The organism is Azospirillum isscasi, from assembly GCF_030849505.1.
Taxonomy (GTDB): Bacteria; Pseudomonadota; Alphaproteobacteria; order Azospirillales; family Azospirillaceae; genus Azospirillum; species Azospirillum isscasi.
The window spans coordinates 1-7,213 of sequence record NZ_JAUJFI010000221.1 but is presented as its reverse complement, the minus strand read 5'-3'; the positions used below and the strand labels follow the sequence as shown (position 1 = coordinate 7,213).

Sequence of the window (7,213 nt, the reverse complement as noted above, 5' to 3'; positions counted from 1 at the left end):
CGCAGGCATCGTCCAGCGCGGCGTCGGATGGGTCGGCCCGCATGGCCAGCGCCACGCCGTAGGCGGCGGCGGCCCCGATCAGCGGCGCCCCGCGCACCAGCATGGCGCGGATGGCGTGGGCGGCCTCCTCCAAGCCGGTCAGGCGCGCGACGGCGAAATCGTGGGGCAGCTTCGTCTGGTCGATGATCTCCACCGTCCAGCCGTCCTGCGCGAGCCAGATGGTGCGGTAGGCCGTGCCGTCGATCCTCATACGCCATCCTCCTTGCGCGCGGTTCCCCGTCGGCCTTTCGGCCCGGCGCGACAATAGGGGGTGGCGCGGCGCGGTTCAACGGGCGTACCCAGGGAACAGGAGCCCGCAAAAAAGTGTTGGTCCGTCACGAACCCACCACCTTCCATCCCCTTGCCCCTGCCCACATGCCCCTGCGCGCCCTGCGATCCAAAGGTTCCCCCCTGCTCTACCGGATGCCGGGTTCGGCGCTGGTCCTGCTGGTCTGCGCGGTGGCGCTTTTGCTGACGCTGGGGCTGTCGGCCAGCTTCGCGTGGCGGGACCGGGCGGCGGCCATCCAGCACGCCCACGACACCGCCGGCAACGCCAGCCTGCTGGTGGCGGAGCACGCCGCCCGGCTGGTCGAAACCAGCGACCTGATCCTGAAGCAGGCGGTCCAGTTCGCCGGGCCGGCGGACACCCCGCTGCCCACCGACCGGGCGGCCTGGGAGCGTCTGGCGGCGCTGGCCCGCGGCACGCCCTATCTGGTGGCGGTGACGCTGATCGACTCCCGGGGCGACGCCACGCTGACCACGCGCCGTTTCCCGACCCCGCCGATGAACGTGGCCGACCGCGACTATTTCCAGGCCCAGGCGGCGGGCGGCGGCCTGCACATCTCCGCGCTGGACCGAAGCCGTTACGGCAACGAGCCGCTGATCCTGCTGTCACGCCCCCTGGCCGCGGCGCCGGGGCGGTTCCGCGGCGTGGCCCTGGTGGCCGTCTCGCCACGCTACATCCGCGACATCTACAAGAGTTTCGACTTCGACTACGCCCGCTCCATCACCTTGCGCCGGGCGGACGGCACGGTGCTGCTGCACGAGACGCAGGGGCCGGACGCCACCGACAGCGCCGCGGCGGAGGCCGCCGGCGAACCGGAAATCTCCGCCCTGCGCCGGGTGGACAGCGTTCCCCTGACCGCCGAGGTGTCGATCCCGGTCAGCAGCGTCATGGAGCGCTGGCACGGGCAGCTCTGGACCTACATCTCCTACGCGCTGGCGGCGCTGGCCGCGGTGTCGGTGATCGGCGGGCTGGCGCTTCAGCGCACGCGGCGGGAGCGGCAGGCGGAGAACGCGCTCCAGCACGCCTACGACACGCTGGAGGAGCGGGTCCGGCAGCGCACCGCGGAACTGGAGCGCACCAACGCCCAGCTCGAAACCGTGGTGACCGACAAGGAGGTCCTGCTGAAGGAGGTTCAGCACCGGGTCAAGAACAACCTCCAGGTCATCTGCAGCCTGCTGCGCCTTCAGGCCGCCCGCATCGACGAGCCGGCCCGCCGCGCCTTCGACGAGAGCCTGCGCCGCATCCAGTGCATGAGCCTGATGCAGGAGTTGCTCTACCGCTCCGACCAGCCGGCGCGCATCGACTTTGCCGACTATCTGCGCCAGCTCTGCGACGGTCTGGTCCGCTCCGGCAACCCCACCGGGGCGCGGCTGACCGTGAACGCGCCGCAGCCCTGGAGCCTGGATGTGGATCAGGCCACCCCGCTCGCCCTCATCGCCAGCGAGCTGGTGTCCAACGCGCTGCTCCACGCCTTCCCCCCCGGCCACCCCGGCACCGTGACGGTGGAGCTTCGGCCGGAGGGGGCGGAGGGCATGCGGATGACCGTGCGCGACGACGGCGCCGGCCTGCCGCCCGACCAGACCGGCCCGCAGACGCCTGCGGACGAGAAGCGCCGGAACGGGCTGGGGCTGGTGCTGGTCCGGGCGCTGGCCCAGCAGGCCGGGGCGGCCATCACCGTCGAGCACGGACCGGACGGCGGACCGGGCACCCGCTTCGTCGTGGCGGTGCCGACCCTGTCGAAGGCGCAGACGAAGGCCGCATAGGGGCGCCGCCGTGCGCGTCAGGGCCGCCTCAGGGCTGCGGCGGTTCCAGCCGCAGATAGACCATGGCGGCGGCGAGCGCACCGGCGCAGGCGTCGTCCCCCACGCGCGGCGGCAGGTCCAGGTCGCGCAGGATGCTGTCCAGCCGCAGATCGACCGCGTATTTGCCGGGCAGCTTGGACTTGCGGCCGTAATAGAGGCTGGACACCTCGATCCGCTGGTTCGGCAGCGCCATGCCCACCGTCGGCTGCACCAGCCGGTCCAGCATCGCCACGGTGAAGTCCAGGTAATAGCCGATCAGGGGCCGGTTCCCGATGAAGGCCAGCAGGCGGGACAGCGCCGGCTCCGCCGGTTCGGTGGGCCAGAAGCCGAGGACCAGACGCTGGCTGGTCAGGATGCGGGCGCCGCGGATGCGCAGCGCGGCGACGCTGCGCAGATCCGCGGTCGCGGCGTCGAAGGAGGTGGCCTCGCAATGGATCGCCACCCGCTCCCCCGTGTCCTCCCCCGACAGCAGCAGGGCGCGGTCGGGATGCTCGGCCATGGGCCCCGCGGTGTCGGCGACGGGGACGGGGGCGGCCACCACCCCGTTGGCCACCACGCTGGCAATGGTCTCGGTCGGCATGCCGCCTCCTCTCCCCGCGTTGCGGGCGGGTCAGTGGTTCAGGTGGAAATGGTAGGCGAGCAGTTCCTTGAACTTCTTCACCAGCGCCAGACAGTCCTTGAACTGGTCGCGGTCGAGCTTGCCCAGCGCCTCCGTGCGGACGAGGTTGTCGGTCTGGGTGCCGGTCACGCTGCTGTCCACCCCGGCCTTCAGGCGCAGCGTGGACAGGAAGGTGAAGGCGTCGGCCAGTTCGCCCGCCACGGCGCGGTCCAGGACGCCCTTGTCGGCCAGCGCCCAGATGCGCTCCGTCGTGTTGGTCTCCGCCATGTGCTTCTCCAGCGCCAGCGCGCGGACGCCGTGCACGATGGGGAAGATGCCGGCCTTCTTGATATCCACCGCCTCGTTGCGCCGCCGCTCGAACAGGCCGCCGAACAGGCCCGACGGCGTGTCGAAGGCCAGCGCCGGGCGGGCGAAGGCGGTGAAGAACATCTGGTTGTCCTGAAGCCGCCCGAGCAGGTAGCCCTTCGCCTCGGCCAGCAGCGAATCGTCGCCGGCCACCGCCGCCGCGTCGTAGAAGATGGCGAGGTTCATCTGCGCGGCCTCGTCGGGCCGGTGGATCCAGTGGAACAGGGAATCCTTGTACTGGGCCAGCGGGCGCGTCCATTCCGGGTTGGACACCATGATCCGGCCCGGACAGGGCGGGTAGCCGAACTCCACCAGATGGCGGGTGAAGGCGCCGGTGACCTCGGACAGCGACGGGCACTCGTAGCCGTCGCGCAGGATCAGCCCGTTGTCCTGGTCGGTCTTCAGAAGCTGTTCGCCGCGCCCCTCGCTGCCCATCACGATCAGGCAGGAGTTCGCCAGCAGGTCCGGCGGCGCCAGCAGTTCGAACAGGCGGCGGAAGATCTTGCGGTTCAGCTCCGTCACGAGGTCGGCGATGAAGGAAACCTTGACGCCCGTGCCGTGCAGCGTGCGGATCAGCCCGACGATGTCGTGGCTGGCCTGCCGCAGGTCGTCCGGCGAGGCGGCGCGGTCGATCTGGAGCGCGATGACCTGGGAATGGTTGGAGAGCACGGCCAGCAGGTCGGTCTGCTCCAGCAGTCCGGCGACCTCCCCCTGCTCGGTGATGACCAGACGGCGCACCGAATGCTTGGTCATCAGGATCAGCGCGTTGAACAGCAGGTCGTCGCGGTCCAGCGACAGCAGCTCGTAGCGGGCGAGCGGCCCCACCGGGCTGTCCACCGGGCGCCCGTCCAGCACCACGAGGTCGCGCAGGTCGGTGCCGGTCAGGATGCCGATGCGCCCCCCGGATTTGGGGTCACCATCGCGGACCAGCACGCTGCTGGCCTTGTTCTGCTTCATGGCCGCCGCGGCGTCGCGCAAGGATGCCCCGGCCTCCACGAAGACCGGCGGGTGCAGGTAGGCCTGCCGGATGCGCGCCATGGTCAGCGCGGCGGTCTCGCGGTTGGAGCGCTCGCTGGCCAGCGCGCTCAGCCGGTCCGCGAAATCCTGCTGGATGACCGCGCCGAAAGCGGCGTTCTCGCGCGCCAGTTCGAGAAGGACCGGGCGCGGCACCAGATCGCACAGCGTGTCCTCCGCGGCGACGAAGCTGCGCGCCTGGCCGCCGGAAAACAGCGCCTGGAGGTCGAAGCTGTCGTGGGCGCCGTGCACCGCCACCACCTCGCCGCCGCGGCGTTCGTGGACCAGCCCCTGCCGCACGACGAACAGGCAGTCCGCCGCCCCGTCCCGGTTCAGGATCACGCTGTCCCGGACATAGACGCCGAGGTCGAGCGACGCGGCGAGGCGCTGCTGCTGCTCCGGCGTCAGGCGGTCGAAGGGGGGAACGGAGAAATCGAAGGCGTCGGACAAAACCCGCTCCACGAACCGGTGGGGTGAATAAAAAAGGCGCCCCAAGACCAATGTCTTGAGGCGCCTTGAAGATTACACCAGCTCCGTCAGCAGCGGAAGGCGGGTGCGACCATTCGCATTAGTGGGCGGAGGCACCTTCGGCGCCCAGGCCGGTCTGCGACCGGATGTACTGCGCCTTGTAAGCCTCGCGCTCGTCCTGCGCGGCCTTGCTGTTGTCGGTGATCGAGAAGAACCAGATCGCCAGGAACGACAGCGGGATGGTGAAGGCGCCCGGGTTGTCGTACGGGAAGATGGCGGCCGGGTTGCCCAGCACCGACTTCCACACGGTCGGGCCCAGGATCAGCAGCGTCACCGAGGAGATCAGGCCGATCCAGCCGCCGAGCACGGCGCCGCGGGTGGTCATCTTGCTCCAGAACATCGACATCAGCAGAACCGGGAAGTTCGCCGAGGCCGCGATCACGAAGGCGAGACCGACCATGAAGGCCACGTTCTGGTTCTCGAAGGCGATGCCGAGGAAGATCGAAACGATGCCGATGACCACCGTGGTGATCTTCGACACGCGGATCTCGTCATGCTCCGACGCGCGGCCCTTGGCGATCACCGAGGCGTACAGGTCGTGCGACACGGCCGAGGCGCCGGCCAGCGTCAGACCCGCGACCACCGCGAGGATGGTGGCGAAGGCCACCGCCGAGATGAAGCCGAAGAACAGGTCGCCGCCCACCGCGTGCGCGGTGTGGATGGCCGCCATGTTGGAGCCGCCGATGATCATCGCCGGGGCCGGCTTGCCGCCCGCCGCCGCCAGCTTGGCCGCGTCGAGGAACGGATAGGCGCCGGTGGCGTCCGGGGCCAGCAGGAGCACGATGGCGCCGAAGCCGATGATGAAGGTCAGGATGTAGAAGTAGCCGATGAAGCCGGTCGCGTAGAACACCGACTTGCGGGCCTCGCGGGCGTCCGACACCGTGAAGAAGCGCATCAGGATGTGCGGCAGGCCGGCGGTGCCGAACATCAGCGCCATGCCCAGCGAAATCGCCGAGACCGGGTCGCTGATGAGGGCGCCCGGCGCCATGATGCCGGTGGCCTTCGGGTGGACCTGCGTGGCCGTGGTGAACATCGCCTCGGGGCTGAAGCCGAACTTGGCGAGCACCGCGAAGGCCATGAAGGAGGCACCCGACAGCAGCAGCACCGCCTTGATGATCTGCACCCAGGTGGTGGCGAGCATGCCGCCGAAGGTCACGTAGGCGATCATGAGCACGCCGACGATCACCACCGCCCACAGATAGTCCATGCCGAACAGCAGCTGGATCAGCTTGCCGGCGCCGACCATCTGGGCGATCAGGTAGAAGGTCACCGTGGCGAGCGAGCCGCAGGCGGCCATCGTGCGCATCGGAGTCTGCTGGAAGCGGTAGGAGGCCACGTCGGCGAAGGTGTACTTGCCGAGGTTGCGCAGGCGCTCAGCGACCAGGAACAGGATGATCGGCCAGCCGACCAGCCAGCCCACCGAGAAGATCAGGCCGTCGAAGCCGGAGGTGTAGACGAGGCCGGCGATGCCGAGGAAGGACGCCGCCGACATGTAGTCGCCGGCGATGGCGAGGCCGTTCTGGAAGCCGGTGATGCCGCCGCCGGCGGCGTAGAAGTCCTTGGCCGACTTCGTGCGGCGCGCAGCCCAGTAGGTGATGCCGAGGGTGGCGAACACGAAGATCAGGAACATGACGATCGCGGAATAATTCGTCGCCTGCTTCTGAACCGCGCCTTCGACCGCCGCCGCGTACACCGACGCGGGGATGAGCGCGCCAGCCGCGGCGGCCGCGACGCCCACACGATTAACCAGCGAACGCATCACTTCGACTCCTCCATGATCTGCCGGTTCAGCTCATCGAACTCGCCGTTCGCCCGGTGCACGTAGATGCCGGTCAGAATGAACGCCGAGATGATGGTGAAGAGGCCGACGGGAATACCCCAGGTGGTCACGCCATTACCGATCGGGGTACCCAGGAACCCCTTGCCGAAGGCGACCAGCAGGATGAAGCCGAAGTAGATGACGAGCATGGCGATCGAAAGCGTCCACGCGAATGCGCTACGCTTCTGCACCAGCTCCTGAAACTTGGGATTCGCGAGAATCCTCTGAGCGTTTTCTTTCATAGTGCGTCCCCTCGCGAGTGCCGAGCGATTTTTGACGGGTCATATTAGACACTCGAACCACATGGTCTTTGTAACGAACTATCCCGTCAACAACTTTGATGCAGGCCAACCGCTAAAAAGCGGCTTGACGCAGCCCGCGACCGTTGTTCCGGCAGTCCGTCCGCAAACCCGGAGGAGCGAAAGGATGAGGGGAGCAGCGAAATATTCTGAAGCGTGGGCTTAAGAATTGGTGCGCGGAAGCCAAGGCATGCGACCAAAAGTCACACCCTCCTCCTCCAACTCTTCGGCTTGCTTGTCGGTGGCTTCGCCGTAGATGCCGCGCGGGTCGGTTTCACCGTAATGGATGCGCCGCGCCTCCTCGGCGAAGCGGTCGCCCACGTAATCGCAGTTCTCCTCGACCGTCCGGCGGATTTCGGTCAGCTGGCGCATGACCTCCGCGGCGAAACGTTCGCGCACCTCCGCCGGCAGGGGCGGAGCCGCGGGGGCCGGCGCCGGACCGGCGGCCGGTGCGGCGGGGGC

At 68.8% G+C, this 7,213-nt stretch carries 6 protein-coding genes and 1 pseudogene; 1 reads left to right on the top strand and 6 read right to left on the bottom strand.

The genetic code is table 11. The features are described 5' to 3' along the window. Nucleotides 1-250 (bottom strand): annotated as a pseudogene (locus tag QSG27_RS26510) (S-methyl-5-thioribose-1-phosphate isomerase); the annotation flags it as partial. A 113-nt stretch (nucleotides 251-363) separates the two neighbouring features. Between QSG27_RS26510 and QSG27_RS26505 the strand changes: the two are divergent. Continuing rightward, a complete protein-coding gene (locus tag QSG27_RS26505) occupies nucleotides 364-2,088 on the top strand; it encodes a sensor histidine kinase (RefSeq protein WP_306711498.1) in 1,725 nt (574 codons plus the stop codon). 28 nt (nucleotides 2,089-2,116) lie between these two features. Here the strand turns inward: QSG27_RS26505 and QSG27_RS26500 are convergent, their stop codons facing one another. From QSG27_RS26500 to QSG27_RS26480, 5 genes are all read right to left on the bottom strand, one after another. Then, nucleotides 2,117-2,707 (bottom strand): 3'-5' exonuclease family protein, encoded by a 591-nt coding sequence (locus tag QSG27_RS26500; protein WP_306711496.1) that lies wholly within the window; start codon nucleotides 2,705-2,707, stop codon nucleotides 2,117-2,119. A gap of 30 nt (nucleotides 2,708-2,737) precedes the next feature. Next, nucleotides 2,738-4,555 (bottom strand): putative nucleotidyltransferase substrate binding domain-containing protein, encoded by a 1,818-nt coding sequence (locus QSG27_RS26495; protein ID WP_306711495.1) that lies wholly within the window; start codon nucleotides 4,553-4,555, stop codon nucleotides 2,738-2,740. A 118-nt stretch (nucleotides 4,556-4,673) separates the two neighbouring features. Further along, a complete protein-coding gene (locus QSG27_RS26490) occupies nucleotides 4,674-6,392 on the bottom strand; it encodes a cation acetate symporter (RefSeq protein ID WP_306711493.1) in 1,719 nt (572 codons plus the stop codon). Continuing rightward, nucleotides 6,392-6,694 carry a DUF485 domain-containing protein gene (locus QSG27_RS26485; protein WP_109070658.1) on the bottom strand — a complete coding sequence of 101 codons (303 nt, stop codon included), beginning with the start codon at nucleotides 6,692-6,694 and terminating at the stop codon, nucleotides 6,392-6,394. The genes QSG27_RS26490 and QSG27_RS26485 overlap by 1 nt, the downstream gene beginning before the upstream one ends. A gap of 219 nt (nucleotides 6,695-6,913) precedes the next feature. Further along, nucleotides 6,914-7,213, bottom strand: a 300-nt coding sequence (locus tag QSG27_RS26480) for a DUF1178 family protein (RefSeq protein ID WP_306711490.1), incomplete at its 5' end; no start/stop codon positions are given.